Below are 20,667 nucleotides of genomic sequence, written 5' to 3' on the forward strand. Positions count from 1 at the left end.
GACGCACTCACCCTGGACGCCATGTCGCCATCGAAAGCGAGCTGTTCGTTCCAAAGCCTGATGCCCGCGAAAGTAATGGAACAACCGCCTGCTGTGACAGTTGGAGCGTGTCTCCGGGAGTTGCAGGGTGTCGGCAGAAGACCGCGTCAGCGCTCGGAGACCTGATCCGAGATTTCCACGCGCGTCTTGATGGACGCTCTGTCTCAAACCCGTGACCAACCGTTGTGCTTTTGCCCAGTAGATCTCAGTCACTGCGCCCGCTCTTCTGGTTGCCCGCAATATCGGCTCTGCCCGGCTGCGCGGGAGGCGTGCTCGATCCGCAGGGACCGATCGGGGTCGGCAACCGAACCATCCTTCTGAACTCGCTTGCCGTGATGCTGGTCATTGTCGTCCCGACATTGATCGCGCTGCTGGCCTTTGCCTGGATGTTTCGCGCCACCAACCGCAATGCGCGCTACGATCCGCATTTCACCTATTCCGGCAAGATCGAGCTGATCGTCTGGTCGATCCCGACGCTCACAATCCTCTTCCTTGGCGGGTTGATCTATTACGGATCCCATCACCTGGATCCGCGCCAGCCGATCGCGTCCGGCCAGCATCCCCTGGAAGTCCAGGTGGTGGCGCTCGACTGGAAATGGCTGTTCCTCTACCCGGACCAGGGTGTCGGAACTGTCAATCAGCTGGTCATTCCCGCTGGCACGCCGGTGCATTTCAGACTGACCTCGGCCAGCGTGATGAACACCTTCTTCGTGCCGCAGCTCGGCAGCATGGTCTATGTCATGAACGGCATGCAGACCGAGTTGCATCTGCAGGCCGACCGCGAAGGCGATTATTTCGGCCTGTCGGCGCATTTCAGCGGTGACGGATTTTCCGACATGAATTTCCGTGTACGGGCGGTCTCGGCGGACGCGTTCGCCAGTTGGGTTTCATCGCTGCATGGCAAAGGCGTTCTGGACGCCGACGCCTATCGCGCGCTTGCCCGCCAGAGCATCAACATGCCGCCTGCCGCGTTCGGCAGCGTCGAGCCTGGCCTGTTCGACGCGGTGCTGCGCCAGACCCTGCCGCCCGGACCGGGGCCGGCCGAAACCGCCGCCGGCGAACCGCAGGTGAGCCCGAAGGCCGAGCCGAAGGCAGGGGCGCCGGCCATGACGCACCAGCCCAAAGAAGGAGGATGACGATGCTCGGCAAACTCGACTGGTCGGCCATTCCCTTCGACCAGCCCATCCCGCTCGGCGCAGCCCTGGTCGTCTTCCTGGCGGCCGCCGCGGTGCTGGTCTGGATTACGGTGAAAGGCTACTGGCCCTATCTCTGGCGCGAATGGATAACCTCGGTCGATCACAAGCGCATCGGCGTCATGTACATCGTGCTGGCGGCGCTGATGCTTCTGCGCGGCTTCGTCGACGCCATCATGATGCGCAGCCAGCAGGCGCTCGCCATCCATGGGCCGGGCTATCTGCCGCCGGAGCATTACGACCAGATCTTTTCCGCCCACGGCACCATCATGATCTTCTTCGCGGCGATGCCGTTCATGATCGGACTGATGAACTTCGTCGTGCCGCTGCAGCTCGGCATCCGCGACGTCGCCTTCCCGACCTTGAATTCGGTGAGCTTCTGGCTCACTGCGACCGGCGCATTGCTCGTCAACATTTCGCTCGTCGTCGGCGAGTTCGCGCGCACCGGCTGGCTGCCCTACGCGCCCCTTTCCGAGATGACCTATTCGCCCGGCGTGGGGGTCGACTACTATCTCTGGGCGATCCAGATCTCCGGCGTCGGCACGCTGCTCACCGGCGTCAACCTGGTGACGACCATCCTCAAGATGCGCGCGCCGGGCATGGGTTATCTGCGCATGCCGATGTTCTGCTGGACCTCGCTCGCTTCCAACCTGCTGATCGTTGCGGCCTTCCCGATCCTGACCGCCACGCTCGCCATGCTGACGCTCGACCGCTATCTGGGCTTTCACTTCTTCACCAACGAAGCCGGCGGCAACCAGATGATGTTCGTCAACCTGATCTGGGCCTGGGGTCATCCGGAAGTCTACATCCTCGTGCTGCCCGCCTTCGGCGTCTATTCGGAGATCTTCTCGACCTTCTCGTCCAAGCCGCTTTTCGGATACCGCTCGATGGTGGCCGCGACACTGTTCATCTGCATCGTTTCCTTCATGGTGTGGCTGCATCATTTCTTCACCATGGGCGCCGGCGCCGACGTCAACGCAGCCTTCGGCATCGCAACCTCGGTCATCGCTGTCGGCACGGGGGTCAAGATCTACAACTGGCTCTTCACCATGTATGGCGGGCGCGTGCGCTTCGACACGCCAATGCTGTGGGCGCTGGGCTTTGTCACCACCTTCACCATCGGCGGCATGACGGGTGTGCTGCTCGCGGTCCCCCCGGCCGACTTCATGCTGCACAATTCGCTCTTCCTCGTGGCGCATTTCCACAACGTCATCATCTCGGGCGTGCTGTTCGGCGCCTTTGCCGGTTTCACCTACTGGTTCCCGAAGGCGTTCGGCTTCCGCTTGCACGAAGGCTGGGGCAAGGCGGCATTCTGGATCACGCTTGCCGGCTACCTCCTGGTCTTCGTGCCGCTCTATATCGTGGGGCTGCTCGGCATGACCCGCCGGCTCCAGCACATCGACATGGACCTCTGGACGCCATGGCTGATGGTCGCGGCCTTCGGCATCGCGGTGATGATCATCGGCGCAGGCTGCCAGATCACACAGTTGATCGTATCGATCAGGCACCGCGAGACCTTGCGCGATGAGACGGGCGATCCCTGGGATGGACGCTCGCTTGAATGGTCGACGCCCTCGCCGCCACCCGTGTTCAACTATGCGCGGCTGCCGCATGTCGAGAATGAGGAGCCCTATTGGACCATCAAGCAAAGGGCTGCCGACGAGCAGATGCCGGAGAGCAAGGGCGACTACGAACCGATCGAGATGCCGCGCAACAGCCCGACAGGTTTCGTCACCGCCTTCTTCAGCACGCTGATCGGCTTCGCGCTCATCTGGCACATCTGGTGGCTGGCCATAGTCGGCTTCATCGGCGCCTATATCACTTTCGTCGTGTTCGCATGGCGCGAGCATGGCGATTATGAGATTCCCGCCAGCGAGGTCGAACGCATCGATCGCGGCAGCCGGGCGGCGCAGCTTGCCTGGATGCGCAGTCGGGAGCGTCCGGCATGAGCGACATCACGGCTGGCAGCGCACCGCGCGATCCCTATCGGCTGGGCCGCAGCCACGGCGATGGCCTGTTCTCGGCGACCGGACATGGCGAAGGCGGGCCGGCGTCGAAGTTCGTCACCGTAGCCTATGGATTCTGGATCTTCCTCCTGTCCGACATCATCATGTTCTCGGGATTCTTTGCGGCTTACGCCGTCCTCTCCAAGGCGACGGCCGACGGACCGACAGGCAAGGACCTGTTCGAGCTCACGCGCGTCGCGGCGCAGACGGGTCTGCTGCTCACGTCGAGCTTTACCGGCGGCCTGGCAATGCTCGCGTCGCGTCGCCGGTCGATGGCCGCCGCGCAATTCTGGCTGCTTGTCACCGGGTTATTCGGCGCGGCCTTCCTGTTCCTGGAAGTGCAGGAATTCGCAACGATGGTGAACGAGCAGGCCGGCCCGTCGCGCAGCGCCTTCCTTTCCGCCTTCTTCGCGCTCGTCGGCTGCCACGGCACCCATGTGGGGCTCGGTCTGCTGTGGCTCGGCACAATGATGGCTCAGCTTTGGGTGAAGGGGTTCCGGCCGGAGATCTTGCGCCGGGTGCATTGCTTCAGTCTGTTCTGGCACGCGCTGGACATCATCTGGGTCGCCATTTTTACGCTGGTCTACCTTCTTGGAGCATCATCATGAGCGAAACGGACACTCGCGACGACCCGGCGCTCGATCGTCGCGACGCGGCACCGGGCGAAGAGCGCCCTGAGGAACATGAACTCGCGGGCGGCCTTACGGGTTACCTGCTCGGCTTCGGCCTGGCGATCCTGTTGACCGTCGCCTCCTTCCTCGCCGCGCAGACCGACGTGATCTACCAGCCGGCGGTGATTTCAGCCCTGACGGTGCTCGCCATCGCGCAGATGGGCGTGCACCTGGTCTTCTTCCTGCACATCACCACAGGACCCGACAACACCAACAATGTCCTCGCCCTCGCCTTCGGCGTGCTGATCGTTGCCCTCGTCGTGCTCGGTTCCGTATGGATCATGACCCATCTCAGCCAGAACATGGCTTCGATAAGCGCCCACCAGGCCCATATGATGCCCTGATCCGATGGGCGGCGGACTGTCAGACGGCGCGGAGGAGGATGTCGACGTGCGGAACAAACCAGTTTGTCTTCGGTTGGGAAATCGCAACGGAGACAAATCAATGAAAACGTTCGCTCTGACGGTCGCGGCGGCTATGCTTGCATTGCCGGCCTTCGCCCAATCGACTTCGACCACGGAAAAGACCGGCGTGAATTCGGTTCTGGGCGTTGCGCCGTCCACGCAGGATTTCGTTACCGAAGCAGCAACCAGCGACATGTTCGAGATCGAGTCCAGCAAGCTGGCGCTCGAACGGTCTGACGATGCGACGAAGGCCTTTGCCAAGCAGATGGTCGCCGACCACGAGAAGACCACCGCCGATCTGAAAGGCCTTGTGACCAGCGGAAAGGTGAAAGCCACGCTTCCGACGGCCATGACTGACAAGCAGCAGTCGACCCTCAACGATTTGAAGGCGCTGCAGGGCAATGACTTCACCAAGCAGTACCACTCCGATCAGGTCGATGCGCACAAGGATGCGGTCGACCTCTTCAAGCGCTACAGCGAAGGCGGCGACCAGGCCGATCTGAAGGCATGGGCAGCGGCCACATTGCCAACTCTGCAGCACCACCTGGACATGGCCAACGGACTTAACAAGTAAACCTGCCCGCGGCTTGGTGATGGCGTAGGCACATTCCCCATCGCGCGCCCCAGACCCTGGATTGCCCTCACCCGTTGGCACGTGGCGACATTTCAGGTTCGAGAAGCGCTGACCGATGTCGGCACCTTGAGGTTCCGGCCGGTGCTTTTTTGATTTTGGACGGCTGCACGTCTATCCTGGTCTGGCCTCGAGCGCAAATCGTCGCCGGACCATCGCGTCCCGGCCGGACGCCCGATCGGCGATCCCTCCCATGCGTCATGCAACGTAGCGAGGGAGGCCCCCCGAACACGCAGAATTAACGGCCCGTGCACCTCAGCAACGGCAGCGCCCATACATCTGTTGGCCGACACGTCGGCCGACGGGAAGCTGGCCATCAATCGAGGGCTGTTCGCGGTTTGCCGGCCCGCGGCTACATCTTTTCCTTGATGCCGGCCTCGAGCAGCCACCAGTTGACGGGATAGCTGGTCAAGAAACCAGCGATCATGGCGAATTGCATCATAAACCAGAACTCGACCGAGTCAGCTGTCAACGACATACCGAAAACCGGCCGAAAAACCACGAACTGTGCGAACGCCATGAAGCCGTACATCCCGACTTGCCATGCCGTGAGCGACAACGTGTCGGCCTTCAGCGCCTCAACAAGGCCATCCCTCACCGAGAGACCGCGCATCGGCCTGATGGTGAAATATTGAAAGGCGACGCCGAGGAGGAAGGCGAACAGGTAGTCCAAGATCCAGACCGCGAACATCTTCTCGTCAAACAAACTGCGCCATCCAAACCAGAGTGCCACGCTGGGAAAAAACGTTGCGAGCGATTCCGCCACGATGTCACCCAAGGTGCAACCGGCTCCGCAATGCAGCGCGCCTTTGCCGACCATCACAGAGAAGGGTGTGTCGGGCGTGCGCCGCCGAGACTTGGCCGCGCTGTCGCTAGCCGATCTTCCGAATTTCAAGTAGCCCCACAAAACCAGCACCGTTCCGAAAAGCGCGGCGACCGGCCAGACGATGTTCATGATCCACATCGGCTGCGGACGGCGCGTCTCATCCCAGCCAATCCAGCCTGCCACCAGAACGCCGCTGACCAGCGAAAGCACACCGAGCACATGCAGCCAGATGGGTACCATGTCGTTGCGGACCTTTCGCAAATCTTAGTCCCGGTGGCGTTCGCAAGCCGAATTCGGCTTGCTATCGCATCCCCCAGCGACCGCGTAGGCAATCAATCGCCCACCAGGCGGGAGAATCTCGTTGTCGCGGTGCAGCCGGGCGAACAGCAGATGCATCGCAGCGACCGGACCGTTTCGTTAACGAGTGCTCACGCGTTTTGGGAGCCAAGCGCCTAAAGGGCGGATTTGTTCCAAAGACGGTCACTCTCGAGCTGCCGTTTCCCCGCCATCGAACCGGAACCGCAATGGCGCTGTCCCATCAATCGCGGGCAAGCCTGGGGCAAATGTCGATCCTTAAGGGTGTAAGCGCTTCAGCATGCTCGGGCGAGAAGAAAAATCTCAAATAAACTTGAGCGCTCGAGCGGAACAAACGCAGTGCTCTCTGGTTCGCCCTCTATAGAACGCTACCGGGAGGAACTCATGTTAACTCGTTCTACAATCATCAGCGGCGCTGTCGCGTGCCTGCTCCTGGCACTGCCCGTCGGTTCAGCTGTCGCGGCGCCAGCCGTTATCTCGAGCGCGCCGATCCCTTCTTATGTGACGCAGGCGCGGTACCACCATGGCCGTCCGTTCATACTGCGGCGGAACCACGCATACTGGCATGGCCACAGAGGCTACCGGTATTATCGGCCGGGTTATCGCCGATACAATGGATGGTGGTTTCCACCAGCGGCATTCGCCTTGGGTGCCATTATCGGCGGGGCCCTCAGCCAGCATGGCCCCGTATCCAGCCGCCACGTCCAATGGTGCTATGACCATTACCGGTCCTACCGGGCATCGGACAATACATTCCAGCCCTATCACGGTCCTCGCCGGCAGTGCCGATCCCCTTATTGAATAGGCTTGTAGACCGCCAAGATCAGCTGGTGGCCCTCAGGCCAAGCAAGTGTGGAGCCGAGACGTGACTCGCGGAATAGCAATTGCCCTGATTGTTGTCGTCGTCCTGTTCGCCGGCTTTCTCCTGCTTCGGGGCGCGGGGTCTTCCGCGGGTGGATCGGGCGGAGAGACCCCGCACGCCCTCGATACGCGCCCATAGCGGCAGGTTCGCCGGCTAGCCTGGCGCACATTGCCCTTCGCCCCGCCGCGGGTCGGGGCCGATAAATCATTTCCAACAGGAGGCTGCCCGATGTATCGGCTTGTGCTTTCGGCAATCATCATATTGACAGGCGCTATCCTTGTCCTCGGAGGCCTCTGGTTGGCTGCCCTGGGCGGCAGCTGGTTTTACGTCGTGCTGGGCGCGATGCTCGCCGCATCCGGGGCCCTGATCGCGATGCGCAGACCGGCTGGCGCGGGCCTTTATGCAGTTACGATCCTGGTCACGCTAGGTTGGGCCTTGTGGGAAGTCGGCTTGAACTGGTGGGCCCTAGCACCGCGGGGCGGGCTGTTGCTCGTTCTCGGTATTCTCGTGCTCCTGCCGGCCATCGTAAACGCGTTCAATGGGCGCTATCGGATCACGGCCGGGTTTGACGCCAACAATGCAGCGCTGGCCGCAGTCATCGTGTTGGCGGCGGCTGTCGGCATCTATTCGATGTTTGAGGATCCAGACGACGTTTCCGGCACATTCAATCAGGAACGCATGGCGGCAGCGGCGGCGGCAACGGACGGGGGGATTCCGCCCGGGCAATGGGTTGCCTATGGCCGCACCTCGATGGGCCAGCGCTTTTCCCCGCTTGCTCAAATCACGCCGGCGAACGTCGACAAGCTAAAGGTTGCGTGGACCTACGAGACCGGACAGATCCGTGACCAGAATGATCCCCAGGAAACGACTTACGAGGTCACTCCGCTTATGGTCAACGGCACGGTGTACATCTGCACTCCGTTCAGCACGGTGATAGCCCTCGATCCTGAGACGGGCAAGGAGAAATGGCGGTTCGACCCGAAGCTGAAGCAGCCGCCTCGGGACACCACCCAGCATATGACCTGCCGAGGCGTGGCCTACCAGGAGGTCACACCGGCCGACCTGCCGCCGGAAGTCTCTCTCGCACCTGACTCGGCCGCGGCCGGCACCCAGGCTGCCGCCGATCTCCAGCAAAGCGTCGACGAAGTGACGACCCAGGCCGCTGGTGTACCGCAAAATGTGGTGACCGGACACGCGCAGGCCGGAGCTCCCAATCCGGTGGTCGACCGCGAGCAGCCCCCGGCGCACGTGACGCTGAGCGCCGAATGCACTAAGCGACTTTTCGTCCCCACGTCGGATGGCCGGCTGATCTCTATCAGCGCCGACACCGGCAAGCTTTGTCCCGGTTTCGGCGGTTCGGACGGCACGGTAAACCTATGGGCCAACATGCCCAACGTGACGCCCGGCTCGTTCTATTCGACGTCTCCTCCAGTTGTCGCCGGGAACCTGATTGTCGTAGCTGGAGCAGTCAACGACAACGTTGCGACGACCTCACCATCAGGCGTGATTCGGGCTTTCAACGCCTATACTGGGGCATTGGTTTGGAATTTCGACAGCAAGAACCCGGATGCGACCGCTCCAATTCCCAACGGCCAGAGCTATTCCCACAATGCACCCAATTCGTGGAGCGTCGCCAGCTACGACCCCAAGCTCGGGCTAATCTATTTTCCGATGGGCAACGAATCGCCCGATCAGTTCGGTGCCAACCGCGGGTCGAACACCGAGCGGTTTTCGTCCTCGATCCTGGCGCTGCATGCGGATACGGGACAGGTGGCGTGGGTCTTCCAGACTGTTCATCACGACCTGTGGGACTACGACGTGCCGGCTCAGCCGAGCCTGGTTGATCTGACGATCAACGGGCGAGAGGTCCCGGCCCTGGTGGCTCCCACGAAGCAGGGAGAGGTGTTCGTCCTGAACCGCCTTACCGGCGAACCGGTTTTGCCGGTCAAGGAAGAGCCTGCGCCGCAAGGCGCTGCCGGCGGGGACCATACAGCGCCAACGCAGCCACACTCCGCAGTATCGTTCAGGCCAAAACCACTTACCGGAGCCGACATGTGGGGCGCGACCCCCATAGACCAGCTTTACTGCCGCATTCGGTTCCATCAACTCCGTTACGACGGTGCGTTCACCCCGCCTTCGCTCGGCGGCAGCATTGTCTATCCGGGCAACTTCGGTGTCTTCAACTGGGGGGCGATTGCCGTCGATCCACAACGCGACATTGCCTTCGCCATGCCGGTCTATCTGGCTTTCACCTCGCAGCTGCTGCCCCGGCCAGACGACACAACCCGCGTCGTCAGCAAGAAGGGCGCGCCGGTCTTCAATGAAAACTTCGGCGCTCCGTTCGCCGCCAAGATGGGCCCGTTCTACTCCTTCCTCAATCTGCCGTGCCAGCGGCCACCGTGGGGGTATGTCGCTGGCGTGGATTTAAGAACGGGCGAGACGGTATACCGCCATGTCAACGGCACCGTTCGCGACCTTTCTCCTGTCCCGCTGCCGTTCAAGATGGGCGTGCCAGGCATTGGCGGCCCCATCGTCACCGCGGGCGGTGTCGCCTTCTTGAGCGGCACGATGGACAACTACGTTCGAGGCTATGACCTTCGCACAGGCCGCGAGATTTGGCGCGATCGCCTGCCGGCGGGCGGGCAGGCCACGCCGTCCACTTATCAAGCTGCGGATGGCCGCGAATATCTGGTCGTGGTAGCGGGGGGTCATGGGTCGACTGGCACAAAGGCAGGCGATTCGATCATCGCCTACGCGCTGCCTCGTTGACTGCTGTCCTTTCGGGCGTAAAGCGCGCTCCGGGCGACGTCCAGGTTCCGCGGTCGCCTGGGCGCATCCTCGGGCGCCGACTAACCGGAGCCTGACGAGCTCGCGATTTGAGCGTTGAACAAGGCTTCTTCGTGCGATCCACCGAATGCTACTTCGACCTCTCGCTCGACAACCCCGCCCCAATAGGAGGAATAGGCCTGGCGGCTGGGCGGCATCCGCTCCGAACCGAGCTCAGGCGCGTAGGCGCGCACTTGTTCCAGCAGCGCCTGCCAGGGCAGCCAGCCAACAATCCAAACCGGATTTGCATGAGGGCGGCTCAAGCAGAGGCAGGGAAACCGTCCCACCCCGCGAAATCGTCCCTCACGCACGTCATCTTGAAGGGCCGCCTTGGCGTCGCGCCCGGCGAATTCCTTCACGAAGCGGGCATGATCGAACTGGTCGGGGCGAGCTTTGGCAAGCCCACAGGCAAGCTCAACCAGCACTTCGTCGCGCGCTACATTGCGCGCTTCGAGCATCAGTGCTTGCCGGACCTGACGGAGATAAAGATCGCCGGCGGCGGGCGACTGCAGCCCTGCGGCCTTGACCGCAAGGCAGGCAGGCCATGACGAGGCGGGTGGATCTTTCACCCAGATCACCGGCTCGAGGGGCATTCCAGTCACAGCGCTGGCGTGGATCCATAGCGGGCCCATCTGGATCGGCCGATGGATGTCGTGCACCGGATCACAGAACCTGTCCCAGCCGCCAATCATGCCGCCCATCCGCAGGCGCAAGGCAACCTTGCCCCGAAACCCGTAACGCAGTCGCCGCAGCTGGGGCTCAAGGCCCCAGCTCCAGCAACACAGCGGATCGGTGAAATAGGAGATTTCAAGGACCGGTGTCTGCCCCGGCGACGCGGCTGCGCAGTCTGCCATTGCACTCACGCCGCGTTAGACCCGGGAAGTGTCGGGCTTCATTGGGCTCTCCAGTTTGTCCTGCGGGTATGAGGACCATTGCGTTGGGGCGGAAGCCGTCTTGGACTTAACCTCCTCACTGCGCTTTTTCGACATCTCCTTGTTTTTTGCGGCGACTTGCTCCTGCGTCGCTTTCACCCCTTTGGGTTCATGATTGATCTCGCCATCGGTATCGATGACGTGCTTGTGCGGCTCCTTGACGTAGTCCCAGCTTTCGCCCTCTTCCCATGGGCCCTGACCTTCGTTCCAAGGTCCTCGCGCATCAGCACCGTTCGAAAGATTGAAGTAAGTGTGCGTGTGCCGCGGGTCGCCCTGAAGAACCCCCATTGGGAAGTTCGGTTGAATGGTGTCCAAGGCTGCCCCGAACATCTGAAAATGCGCGATTTCCCGTGTCATCAGAAAGCGCAAGCTGTCATGCACCAGCGGATCGTCGGTGAACTTCATCAGATATTCGTAGGTTATCTTGGCGCGTGCCTCGGCGGCCATGTCCGAGCGCAAATCGACTGTCAAATCTCCGTTGGCATCGATGTAGCTTCCCGAGAACGGGACGCCTTGGCTGTTGGTCAAAGTGGGCCCGCCGCCAGACTGTATAAGGAACAGAGGATTGGTAAGTGCCTCATGCAGCACCTCCTCCTTACCCGCCTTGCCTTTGGTCAGCTTGTTAAGAGGGCAAGCCTCGGCGGCGTTCTTCAACTCGCCGTTCACCCCATCCAAGAGCATGGTGATCGTGGCGCCGACGATTTCAAGATGGCTGAATTCCTCAGTCGCGATGTCCATGAGCATGTCATACTTGTCAGGATAGGGTTTGCGCGTCGAAAATGCCTGCGTGAAGTAGCGCATGGCAGCGGCAAGCTCGCCATTCGCACCGCCAAACTGCTCAAGCAGAAGGGCGGCAAACTTCGGGTCCGACGCGGACACGCGTGCGTTAAACTGCAGTTCCTTGACGTGATAGAACATGATCGTCTCCGTGATTTTGGGGAAGTTGGATCGCTCCCGATGGGAAGGACAGCGAACCCGACGCTGGAGCGGATTCCCGGACCGAGCGACTGCAAGCCGAACTTGAGCGCGCCTGGGTTGTTCCACGGCCCGGGGTCACTTTGCCAGGTCGCAAGTAGCTTCCACTCGCCAGTCCCGTCGGTGTGCGGGCTTTGGGCGAAAATCGATGTGCGTAGAACGATATTCGCATCGTCGGACCGCACAGGTCCTGTGTTGCCTATCGCGATAGGATTCAACGCAGCACCCCACCTGATTCCTGCAGGCTAGACGCTTGCGATTGGGATGGGGGCTGCGCCGCCGCCCAGGCCATGCGAACTAACGTTGCTGCGATCCTTTAGGATCGCTCTGGTTGCCAAGGGCCACGTCAAGTTCTGCGCCGAGCAGAACCAGCATTGTTGACAGCCACAGCCATATCATGAAGGCGATGATAGTACTGAGGGATCCATAGGTGATCGACAGGGTCGCCACGTGAGCAAGCACGCGCGAGAACAGGGCGGAACAGGCGGTCAGAGCTGACGCCGCTGCGAAGGAACCGAATGTCACCAGCGAGCCCTGCTCACCCTCGCGATTTGGAGCAAAGCGGTAGAGCATTCCAATGCCGACAGTGGAGAGCGCCACCAAGGCGGGCCATCTCAAATAGGTCAACAACACCGGCCAGTTCTGCGAAATCCCACCAAGCGCAAGCACGGAAGGGCCGACCACAATCAGCGCGATGCCGATCACCGACAGAAAAAGAATGCCGCCAGTAAATGTTATCGTGATCATTGTAAGGCGCAGGAAGCCTCTGCTCTCCGTACGCTCAAAAATCGTATTGAGTGCGACCAGGACCGCCTTGACGCCGCTGCTTGCGCTCCAGATGGCCAGAGCAAGGGCGAAAAATGGACCAAGGAAGCCCGAAGAAGCCCCTCCGTCCGCGCTCTGCGCAAGTTGGTTATTCACGGCCATTCGGATGATTTCCTGCGTGCTCTGCGGCATCACCGAGGCAACGGTCATCACTGCAGCCCGCAATTCGTCTGGACTTATGAACTGGCTGCTTGCCCAGACCAGCACGGCAATGCCGGGGAAGATGGCCAGGGTAGCGCTGAACGCTACGCCCGACGCTACGTCAGAAAGCTTGTGCGTCTGGAATGCGATCGCGGCTTGACCGACGGCGCGCACCCAAGACCGCAGCTTGGCTGAGGTGAACCATGGCTCCGGCATGCTGCCTCCGACCCTGGGAACCATTCATCCAGCGCATCGTTCCAGAGCCTAGGGTGCCCGACCACGCTTAGTCGCTTCTTGGCTATGCCTTTGTCGGCAGTCTCCCGAAGTTCACCGGTTTCGACTGCACGAAGTAGCTTCTGGCGCTTCACGAGTGGCGTGACATGGAAGGCAATCCGCGCTGCGGTTGAACGAAGGGATGGTGCACACGTGCCAACTGGGGATCATCCAAAAGCACTCATCCGCTATGCGGTTTTATACGCGGGCTTTGCCGGCACGGTGCTCTTTCTTATTTGGCGCGTGAGTGAGGCGCTGCTGCTTCTCTTTGCCGGAGTTGTATTTGCGTCATTTCTCGACGCCCTCACGTACTTGCTCGGGAAGCTGGTGCATTGGCCGCGCGGCATCCGGCTGATGATCGTCTGTATGGCCCTGTTCGCCTTCGTGTTGGCCTGCGTTGCATGGGGCGGAGCCGCGATCGGAGTGCAAGGCAGCGAACTAGCTGCCACCGTGCGCGAGCAGATCAACAACGGCTTGGCTTGGCTGCAGCAACACGGCTTCAAATTCCCTCGGGACACCGCAGATGATTTGACGCAGCCGGTCCTGCGCGAGGCGACCCCGACATTGAAGTCTATGCTCCCTAACGTCGGCGGGTTGTTTGGGCCGGCCTGGACCGCCATTGCAACATTGGTAGCCGGGCTGGGCGACGGTATGATTATTGTTTTCCTCGGACTCTTCTTGGCCGCACAGCCTGTCGTCTATCGCGACGCCGTTCTCCTGCTTGCCCCGCCGGATCGCCAACACTGCTGGCGCGTGATGCTGGACGAATGCGGGCAAGCCCTGCGGCACTGGATTGTCGGCCAATTGATCACGATGACCTTGATCGGGCTGTTCGTCTGGCTTGGGTTGACATTCATTGGGGTCAGTCCGGCTGCTCTTCTCGGCCTGCAAGCGGCCCTGCTTGCCTTCGTACCCACGTTGGGCCCGCTCGTCGCTGGCGTTGTAGTCATCGTCGCCAGCTTGCCGTTCGGCATTTGGGCGGTGATCGGCGCGACCGTGACATATGTTTGCGCGCAGACGCTGGAGAGCTACATCTTGACGCCGGTGATCCAAAGGCGAGCCGTTTCCGTGCCTCCTGCATTGCTGTTTTCGGGCCAAATTGTGCTTGGGGTCATGTTTGGAATTTACGGGTTGGCCCTTGCGACACCCTTGGCTGCGGTCATCCGAATTCTCATGTTGCGGCTATACGTGGCACCCACGCGTTGCAGCGGTGATGTCTCGGCGTTGGCAACTTCCGATAGACAAGTGAAGCCTGGTGAAACGGGAGCTGGCTAGACTAGGACACCCTCGACCGGTCCTTCCCTCATTGTTGCCCATTCCGCTCGCCGCGCGCCGGCCGGCCCGATTGGCCTGGCAAACACTTCTGAGACCCTTTCCGGCGGTCGAGGCTGAGATCGGATCGTCGAGAAGACCGCAGGATCAAAGACAGCTCCCCCCGGCCCTGGGCAGCAATTGGCCTCCACATCATCTCGACCTGCTCAAATGCGCATCACCTTGGCGGCTCGCCCATCCGCGCCGGCCGGCGGGATGCGCTTCGATGCCATCCCCGGTCGGGAACCTGTCGCCCGGCGAACGGCCCGGTGCAACTTCGCGCGGAACTCTTGGGAAAACATCAAGACGAGCAGCTTCGACGAGGGAGGTGCCACGCCAAGTGATGGACGCGAACAGCGCATGGGTTGCTGCGCAGACCCAATCGACACCAGCAGCATCAGGCTGCCAGTCACCGATGAATTTGCCCCCGATTGCCGCTCGGAGTTTCTGGCCTGTGCAACAGGAGTCGCACAGCCACATGCAACAGCGGGAGCGCCGGATTGGCGCTGCCCGCCGGACTATCAGTCGAGCACTTTGACGATGGTGTGGGTTTCGGGGTCAACGACCACGGTCCGATTATCAATCACGGTGTATTCGTACTTTACGTTCGGCACTTTATGGAGTTCCACCTTTTCCGGCAGCGTGCTCCCGACCTTCAGCTCAACCCCCGGCAACTTGATGGAAGCCAGCGGTTCTTTCTTCACGTATTCGCGGATGGTCGTTTCCTGTTCCGGGGCCAGAACCACTGTATCCGCGATTGCGACGCTAATGCCCGACAAGAGCAACAGGCCGGCGACAGAGTTGGTGATCAACGTCTTCATTTTCGATTCTCCTTCGTATGTGCCCCTTCTTCAACGCTGACCGACGCAGCGGAACCGCCGACGGGCCTCTCGGCACTTCATGAATCAATGAGCTTGTCGCACCCGTGTTTCAGCACAAAAAAGTGAACGGGCTAATGCGCTTGCGCGTTGGACTTAGGTCCAAGCCTTAAGAGCCGGCCGCCGGCTCAAGACCGGCCGGACGGGCGCCCACACTCGCGCACCGCGACGGCGTTGGACTTTGCTTGTCCTGGGCAAAGCCCGGCTTTACTCACGCAATTCGGCGGTTCCCGCCCGGCCGTCATTGCTCTCTGGTTTGCCTCGTCTTCTTTGCCGAATCAGCTGCGTGAGGGGCATCGCAGACGTGCCGTGCACCGGCACGGATAAAAACACCGCCGTCAGATGGTACTTTCGGCCAGCCACAGCCGGTTCCGGACATGACCGCCGACCAGACCAAGCGCCAGCACGGTGCCTGCACCGAGTGCCAGCGCTCCACTAAGACTGCTCATCAGTTTGCCTGGTGATCTTGCAGGGTGTGCCGCACTGATCCTGCCGGACACAACGGATCGACAGCCGACGAAGAATGGAGCATACGGCGAGCAGCCGCGGCGCCTGTCCGGCAGATTCAAGCACGTGCGGCGGGGCCGTTCTATCCCGCATACGGATCGAAGCCGGTCCACCCCGCAGCCTCATATTGGCTGCGCCGTTCCGCCAGATTGACTGACCTGGCCCGCAGAATCTGTTCAGCGTCTGGGATCACTGGGTCCTTGACCCTTGCAACTACAAGCGTGCCGCCGCGGCGAATGCCTTCCGCGTAAACGCCGGCGTCCTCTTCAGCGAGGCCTGAACCGGTCAACGCGCTGGTGATGCCGCCGGCTGCGCCAACTGCCGCCGCGCCGGTTAGGGCTCCCGCTGTGGTCGCCGCGAGCCACCCGGCCGCCGCCAGCGGGCCCAGGCCTGGAATCGCGATCACGCCAAGGCCTGCCAGAAGTCCTACCGTACCACCGACCAGACCGCCGAGGCAGGCGCCGGCTACGGCGTCCTCTGCCACCTGCGACCGATGGTGCGCGAACCAACGGTTTGCCCCATGGGCAACAACGCTGATGTCGGACGGTGAAACGCCCGCCGCGCCCAATTCGCGAACGGCCTGGTCAGCATCATCGTAGGTATCAAACAGCCCAACTACCACTTTCATATGGGCCTTCCTGTCCTGCACCGTGCAATTGGCGGCTCGAAGCATCGCACCTCTTGTCCAGGACCGCTCAACCATCTGCAGCCTCCCGGACCAGATTTGGGTGCATTATTACGCAGCGATAGCGCCAAATGTCCTCCCGATGCGGAATGCCGTTGAAACGCGCCTTCACCCGAATTCATAACAACAAAATCGACGGCCCAGCGGTCAGGGTAGGACCAGGACAGCAACCGCTGGGCCGGACGGGAGCCTGCTCCTCCCGATGGCGAGATCTGAAAATTCCGCAGCTTCAGCGCTCGCCGCCGCTGCCTGTCTCCAAAGGTGCTCTCGCCACGTTGTGTTCACCCTCGTCGCACCATCTACTGAGCGCGGCCGGAAACTATTCCAGACAGGACGACCAATTTATTCGCGTTTGTCGGGCGGGTGCGGTGGCGGCAAGTCATCACTGCCCAGCGCATGTCACTCGGCGTCGGGAACTCACGTCGAAACAAGCTGATACATGTGCTTTTTCGTTTCTTTCAATCGCTGTCCGTATGGCGTGTGTTATGCGCCCGGCTCGTCCGACCACGGGCGAACGTGAACCAATCTCAGAGCGCTGATCTGTGGAACTGTGGCCCAAACATGCGTCAACGTTCTTGGGTGGCCACACGTGCTCTGCTCACCGTTGCGCTTTAGGAAATCGTTACGGCGGTTGAGCCACCTTGCATCCGCGCCCGGTTCGCTCAGGCCCTAGGTCGAAGCTCGCTGGCCAAATGAATATCAAACCGAGCGCAAACAGAAATCCAGCATTGCGGCAAGAGGTTCGGGGCTTTTCCGGAGGCGGCTGCGAAGCGCGGCCCCCTCCCAGCAATCCACCAGGAGATCCGCCATCCTTGCCGTGTCGACGTCGGCCGCGATGGCGCCCTCTTCCTTGGCCCCGTCGAGGCAGAGCTGGAGCCGTTGGGCAATCGAGGAGAAGCACCATTCGATCTTCTCCCTGAAGACGTCACTGATGCCTGAGAGCTCCTGTCCGAGTCCGCCCATGAGACAGCCGAGATATCCTTCCCGCCGATAGCTCTCTTCCACCTGCCGGAAGAAGGAGCGAATGCGCTCCAACGGCGGCAAGGCAACGTCGGCAATGCAGGCGTCAAGCGTGGCGTGAACGTCGGCGATGTAGGTGTCGACCACCTGGAGGGCGAAGTCCTCCTTGTCGGAGAAGTGGTGATAGAAGGACCCTTTCGGTACGCCTGCGGAATCGAGCAGCGCCTGCAGGCCGAGATTGTTGTAGCCCTGCCTAAGCAGCATGGGCAGGCCTTCACCAATGAGCCGTTGCTTCGTCGTGTGCATCGCTTGTCAGAATGATCGCGCCGGGACGGCGCGACCATTACACCCAACGAGAACGGATTTCCAATTCCGGCAATCGCCCACGCTACCGTTGGGTCTTTTTGACCATGTGCTCGATCACATGGCTGTGCTCGTGCTGTGGGCTGAACATGATAATGGCGGCATCCTCCTCGACGCGCACATTGTGTCCGGGAGGCCAGTAAAAGAGGTCGTCCTTGCGTACGGTCTCCTGCCGCCCCTGCGCATTCGTCGTGGTGATCTCGCCCTCGAGCACATAGCCCCAGTGCGGGCACTGGCAGCAGTCGTTGTCAAGGCCTTTGAACAGCGGCGTCGTGTCGACGCCCTTGGAGAGAGAGAAATGCTCGGCGCTGATCTGATCGTAACCGGCGACGCTGCCAAAACCCAGGCGCTGCCTTATGACTGCTCCCGGAAGCTGAAGGCGCACGTCGACGTCATCTTTTGCAACTTTCATGGCGTTCCTCCATTAGACCACTCAGTCTAGACTGACTGGTCTAATGTGCGCGGTCGGTTTAGTCAAACAAAAAAAGCATTCCCGAGGCGACCGCCCACGCGGCGTGCAGGACGCGCCAAGAGCTGACGCGCCCGTATCCATTGCGGCGGAAGCGCCGCCGATCATGAGGCCGTCTGACGGTTCATGCCTGTATCAGTGTGTGCATCATGCCATCGTGCTGAGCGCACAGCGTCATGCGGCTAGTGGTGGCGTTCAAGCAGAGGGATCGGGGCAAGATTGATCGGCTGGTACTGCGCCAGTGTTCCTAGTCCCGCGGAGTCGCTCAACACAATCAGCCGCGCGTTGCTGCTGATCAGCCGTTCGGCTCGCAGCTGCTGCATGACGCGGTTCAGATGCGGCACGCTCAGCCCGAGGGCGTCTGCCATGACTTGCTGGGAGAAGGGCAGATCAAAGCTCGTCTCCTGCGCCAGACCCACCTCGAAAAGACGCGCATGAACCTCAAGCAAAAGGTGAGCCAGCCGCTCTATCGGTGTGCGCCTGCCGAGATTGACGATGTGCTCTGCATAGCTCGCCGCCTCTTGTGCTGCCAGCCAGCTGAGCACCAGGCCAAATTGCGGCTGTTCGTAGCAGAGGCGGGTGTAGCGATCGATCCCACACACGGTGTACGTCAGATCCGTCAGCGCTTCGACGGCATAGGTTGACCGATCGAAAAAGCTCACCGGAAAGCCGATGACATCCCCGGGCAGGATGAGCTTGAGAATCTGGCGCTTGCCGCTCCGGAGCAGCCTGTAGCGTATGGCGTAGCCATCTTGGACAAAGCACAGGCTCCGAAACGGGGAACCTTGGATGATGAGTTCTTGCCGTTTCTTGACACAAACGTCGCGTTCGAAAATCGCTTCAAGCGCTGCGACGTCGGCCGCGTTCAGTTTCATGACGCGGGTCAGTCTGGTCTTGATCGCGCTACCGTTCAGCGGCATGCAGCGTCCGATGTCGAAGGTCGTTGCCCACCGCATCATGCGGCGACTTGTTAATCTAGATCATTAATCGAAATCATCCAACGAAAGTTGCATTGACCGGACCGCGAGCGCGGCTGCGAATGGCCTTTGGATCCGACCTGTTTCCTTGTCGGTTGGACGAAGCGGGGCTAGCAGGAAAGCCCCAGAGGCTTTTAGCCTAGGGAGGAAAATCCAATGCCATTCAACGATGACAAACGAGCCGGCCTGTCTCGCCGCACTTTGCTGCACGCCGGTGCTGGCCTTGCGGGCAGCATGATGCTGCCTGTCTCGCTCATCAGCCCGGCCTCTGCCGCCGGGGATCAGCCGGCGCTGGGCACATGGCCGGCAGGCTCGCAAGGCGATACGGTCTATATCGGTGCTACTGTGCCGCGCACCGGCGCCTACGCCGTGCAGGGCGAGGACGAGCTCAAGGGCATGCAACTGGCCGTCGAGCACATCAATGAAGGGAACGACCTGCTCAAGCAGATCGCGCCGAAGACCGACAAGGGCGTCCTCGGCAAGAAGGTGGCCCTGGTCGTTGCCGATTCGGCCGCCAAGCCGAACAATGCCGTGCAGTCGCAGCAGACCTTCATCAACGACAACAAGATCATCGCCATGACGGGATCTACCTCTTCGGCCGTGGCGGTTGCACTCAACAAGTTCGCTCAGCGCGAGAAGATCCTGTATCTGGTGGCCATCTCCGGCTCCAACGACACCACCGGCAAGGACTGCGCGCGCTATTCGTTCCGCCAGTGTGTCTATGGAGAGACCTGCGCCAATGCGATCGGCCCGGTGCTGGTCAAGAATTTCGGCAAGGGCAAGAAGGCGGCGTTCATGACGCCTGACTATACCTACGGCCACACCGTGACGAAGTCGGTCAATGACTATCTTACCTCCCAAGGCGGTTGGGAGATGGTCACCAACCAGATTTCGCCGCTCGGAACGCAGGACTTCAGCCAGTATCTCACCAACATCGCCAATTCCGGCGCTGAGTTCATCGTCAACGTCAACTGGGGCCGCGATGCCGTGCTTTCGGTGCAGCAGGCAAAGCAGTTCGGCCTGACGCCAACCATGAAGATGGTGATCCCCTACCAAATTCCGTTTTTGGCAAAGGAAGTCGGTCCGGACCTGACCGAGGGGGTCTTCGCCGCCACGGACTTCTGGTGGACGATGGAGGACAAATATCCGCTTGCAAAAGCCTTCGTCGACGCCTTCCAGAAGAAATACGATTACCGGCCCGAATGGGGTGCGGAGAACGCCTACATGCAATTCGCCATCTGGGCGCGGATGGTCTCCGAAGCCGGCACTTTCTATCCGCCGGACGTCATCAAGCAGTATGAAAAGGGCGAGACTTTCCCCTCGATGGTCGGAGACGTCAAATTTCGACCCGAGGACCACCAGCTCATCCGTCCCGTCGTGATTGTCCGCGGCAAGGCTGCCAAGGACATGAAGAACGCGGAAGACTTCTGGGATGTCGTGGAGATCGTGCCTGGCGAAGGGTTGATGCAGAAGCCGGATGCGTTTGGCTGCCAGCTCGGTGACTACACCTGACGCTCACGACAATCCTCTGCGCATCACCGGCGCCAACAAGAATTGGCTGCGTCGCCAGCTCAAAACTGCGCGAAGCAATTTCTTCG

17 protein-coding genes and 1 pseudogene are annotated in these 20,667 nt (G+C 61.1%); 9 read left to right on the forward strand and 9 right to left on the reverse strand.

Annotated elements, in window-relative coordinates; all coding sequences use genetic code 11:
• Positions 1-224 precede the first annotated feature (224 nt).
• The 5 genes from cyoA to FJ423_RS23830 all read left to right on the forward strand — a co-directional run bounded on the left by cyoA (position 225) and on the right by FJ423_RS23830 (position 4,887).
• Positions 225-1,175 carry a ubiquinol oxidase subunit II gene (cyoA, locus tag FJ423_RS23810; RefSeq protein ID WP_140845488.1) on the forward strand — a complete coding sequence of 317 codons (951 nt, stop codon included), beginning with the start codon at positions 225-227 and terminating at the stop codon, positions 1,173-1,175.
• A gap of 2 nt (positions 1,176-1,177) precedes the next feature.
• Positions 1,178-3,181, forward strand: coding sequence for a cytochrome o ubiquinol oxidase subunit I (gene cyoB, locus FJ423_RS23815; protein ID WP_181174882.1), 2,004 nt, complete (start codon positions 1,178-1,180; stop codon positions 3,179-3,181).
• Positions 3,178-3,846, forward strand: a complete 669-nt coding sequence (locus tag FJ423_RS23820) for a cytochrome (ubi)quinol oxidase subunit III (RefSeq protein WP_140845490.1) — start codon at positions 3,178-3,180, stop codon at positions 3,844-3,846. Before cyoB ends, FJ423_RS23820 begins: the two co-directional genes overlap by 4 nt.
• Positions 3,843-4,253, forward strand: a complete 411-nt coding sequence (gene cyoD / locus FJ423_RS23825; RefSeq protein WP_140845491.1) for a cytochrome o ubiquinol oxidase subunit IV — start codon at positions 3,843-3,845, stop codon at positions 4,251-4,253. The genes FJ423_RS23820 and cyoD overlap by 4 nt, the downstream gene beginning before the upstream one ends.
• 100 nt (positions 4,254-4,353) lie before the next feature.
• The gene (locus tag FJ423_RS23830) at positions 4,354-4,887 is read left to right on the forward strand and encodes a DUF4142 domain-containing protein (protein WP_140845560.1); all 534 of its coding nucleotides are present in this window, start codon (positions 4,354-4,356) and stop codon (positions 4,885-4,887) included.
• A 409-nt stretch (positions 4,888-5,296) separates the two neighbouring features.
• Here the strand turns inward: FJ423_RS23830 and FJ423_RS23835 are convergent, their stop codons facing one another.
• On the reverse strand, positions 5,297-6,010 hold the full coding sequence (locus tag FJ423_RS23835; RefSeq protein WP_140845492.1) for a DUF4396 domain-containing protein: 714 nt from the start codon (positions 6,008-6,010) through the stop codon (positions 5,297-5,299).
• Between the two features lie 633 nt (positions 6,011-6,643).
• Here FJ423_RS23835 and FJ423_RS34285 point away from each other — a divergent pair.
• Positions 6,644-6,886 (forward strand): annotated as a pseudogene (locus FJ423_RS34285) (BA14K family protein); the annotation flags it as partial.
• Between the two features lie 289 nt (positions 6,887-7,175).
• Positions 7,176-9,716 (forward strand): membrane-bound PQQ-dependent dehydrogenase, glucose/quinate/shikimate family, encoded by a 2,541-nt coding sequence (locus tag FJ423_RS23845; protein WP_140845494.1) that lies wholly within the window; start codon positions 7,176-7,178, stop codon positions 9,714-9,716.
• 80 nt (positions 9,717-9,796) lie between these two features.
• Here the strand turns inward: FJ423_RS23845 and FJ423_RS23850 are convergent, their stop codons facing one another.
• The 3 genes from FJ423_RS23850 to FJ423_RS23860 all read right to left on the reverse strand — a co-directional run bounded on the left by FJ423_RS23850 (position 9,797) and on the right by FJ423_RS23860 (position 12,862).
• Positions 9,797-10,627 carry a DsbA family protein gene (locus FJ423_RS23850; protein ID WP_140845495.1) on the reverse strand — a complete coding sequence of 277 codons (831 nt, stop codon included), beginning with the start codon at positions 10,625-10,627 and terminating at the stop codon, positions 9,797-9,799.
• 15 nt (positions 10,628-10,642) lie between these two features.
• Positions 10,643-11,623: a manganese catalase family protein gene (locus FJ423_RS23855; protein WP_140845496.1), complete on the reverse strand. Its 981-nt coding sequence runs from the start codon at positions 11,621-11,623 to the stop codon at positions 10,643-10,645.
• 354 nt (positions 11,624-11,977) lie between these two features.
• Positions 11,978-12,862: a YihY/virulence factor BrkB family protein gene (locus FJ423_RS23860; protein WP_181174883.1), complete on the reverse strand. Its 885-nt coding sequence runs from the start codon at positions 12,860-12,862 to the stop codon at positions 11,978-11,980.
• A 210-nt stretch (positions 12,863-13,072) separates the two neighbouring features.
• On the opposite strand from FJ423_RS23860, the gene FJ423_RS23865 reads away from it, so the two are divergent.
• Entirely contained in the window at positions 13,073-14,194 is a 1,122-nt protein-coding gene (locus tag FJ423_RS23865; protein WP_181174884.1) for an AI-2E family transporter, read from the forward strand.
• Between the two features lie 557 nt (positions 14,195-14,751).
• Here the strand turns inward: FJ423_RS23865 and FJ423_RS23870 are convergent.
• The 5 genes from FJ423_RS23870 to FJ423_RS23890 form a co-directional block, all read right to left on the reverse strand.
• Positions 14,752-15,051 carry a DUF1236 domain-containing protein gene (locus FJ423_RS23870; RefSeq protein WP_140845499.1) on the reverse strand — a complete coding sequence of 100 codons (300 nt, stop codon included), beginning with the start codon at positions 15,049-15,051 and terminating at the stop codon, positions 14,752-14,754.
• A gap of 646 nt (positions 15,052-15,697) precedes the next feature.
• On the reverse strand, positions 15,698-16,243 hold the full coding sequence (locus FJ423_RS23875; protein WP_140845500.1) for a general stress protein: 546 nt from the start codon (positions 16,241-16,243) through the stop codon (positions 15,698-15,700).
• A 756-nt stretch (positions 16,244-16,999) separates the two neighbouring features.
• Complete coding sequence (locus tag FJ423_RS23880) at positions 17,000-17,524, reverse strand: TetR/AcrR family transcriptional regulator (protein WP_140845501.1); 525 nt, start codon at positions 17,522-17,524, stop codon at positions 17,000-17,002.
• A 124-nt stretch (positions 17,525-17,648) separates the two neighbouring features.
• Positions 17,649-18,035, reverse strand: coding sequence for a cupin domain-containing protein (locus FJ423_RS23885; RefSeq protein WP_140845502.1), 387 nt, complete (start codon positions 18,033-18,035; stop codon positions 17,649-17,651).
• A gap of 239 nt (positions 18,036-18,274) precedes the next feature.
• Positions 18,275-19,051, reverse strand: a complete 777-nt coding sequence (locus tag FJ423_RS23890; RefSeq protein ID WP_140845503.1) for a Crp/Fnr family transcriptional regulator — start codon at positions 19,049-19,051, stop codon at positions 18,275-18,277.
• A gap of 174 nt (positions 19,052-19,225) precedes the next feature.
• On the opposite strand from FJ423_RS23890, the gene FJ423_RS23895 reads away from it, so the two are divergent.
• Positions 19,226-20,581, forward strand: a complete 1,356-nt coding sequence (locus FJ423_RS23895) for a substrate-binding protein (protein ID WP_140845504.1) — start codon at positions 19,226-19,228, stop codon at positions 20,579-20,581.
• Positions 20,582-20,667 lie beyond the last annotated feature (86 nt).

It is taken from the genome of Mesorhizobium sp. B2-8-9, from assembly GCF_006439475.1.
Lineage (GTDB): Bacteria > Pseudomonadota > Alphaproteobacteria > Rhizobiales > Rhizobiaceae > Mesorhizobium.

Excerpts from the sequence above, each read along its gene's own strand:
- cyoB (WP_181174882.1), top strand. The coding sequence starts at position 1,178 with ATGCTCGGCAAACTCGACTGGTCGGCCATTCCCTTCGACCAGCCCATC.
- FJ423_RS23820 (WP_140845490.1), top strand. The coding sequence starts at position 3,178 with ATGAGCGACATCACGGCTGGCAGCGCACCGCGCGATCCCTATCGGCTG.
- cyoD (WP_140845491.1), top strand. The coding sequence starts at position 3,843 with ATGAGCGAAACGGACACTCGCGACGACCCGGCGCTCGATCGTCGCGAC.
- FJ423_RS23830 (WP_140845560.1), top strand. The coding sequence starts at position 4,354 with ATGAAAACGTTCGCTCTGACGGTCGCGGCGGCTATGCTTGCATTGCCG.
- FJ423_RS23835 (WP_140845492.1), bottom strand. The coding sequence starts at position 6,010 with ATGGTACCCATCTGGCTGCATGTGCTCGGTGTGCTTTCGCTGGTCAGC.
- FJ423_RS23845 (WP_140845494.1), top strand. The coding sequence starts at position 7,176 with ATGTATCGGCTTGTGCTTTCGGCAATCATCATATTGACAGGCGCTATC.
- FJ423_RS23850 (WP_140845495.1), bottom strand. The coding sequence starts at position 10,627 with ATGGCAGACTGCGCAGCCGCGTCGCCGGGGCAGACACCGGTCCTTGAA.
- FJ423_RS23855 (WP_140845496.1), bottom strand. The coding sequence starts at position 11,623 with ATGTTCTATCACGTCAAGGAACTGCAGTTTAACGCACGCGTGTCCGCG.
- FJ423_RS23860 (WP_181174883.1), bottom strand. The coding sequence starts at position 12,862 with ATGCCGGAGCCATGGTTCACCTCAGCCAAGCTGCGGTCTTGGGTGCGC.
- FJ423_RS23870 (WP_140845499.1), bottom strand. The coding sequence starts at position 15,051 with ATGAAGACGTTGATCACCAACTCTGTCGCCGGCCTGTTGCTCTTGTCG.
- FJ423_RS23875 (WP_140845500.1), bottom strand. The coding sequence starts at position 16,243 with ATGAAAGTGGTAGTTGGGCTGTTTGATACCTACGATGATGCTGACCAG.
- FJ423_RS23880 (WP_140845501.1), bottom strand. The coding sequence starts at position 17,524 with ATGCTGCTTAGGCAGGGCTACAACAATCTCGGCCTGCAGGCGCTGCTC.
- FJ423_RS23885 (WP_140845502.1), bottom strand. The coding sequence starts at position 18,035 with ATGAAAGTTGCAAAAGATGACGTCGACGTGCGCCTTCAGCTTCCGGGA.
- FJ423_RS23890 (WP_140845503.1), bottom strand. The coding sequence starts at position 19,051 with ATGATGCGGTGGGCAACGACCTTCGACATCGGACGCTGCATGCCGCTG.
- FJ423_RS23895 (WP_140845504.1), top strand. The coding sequence starts at position 19,226 with ATGCCATTCAACGATGACAAACGAGCCGGCCTGTCTCGCCGCACTTTG.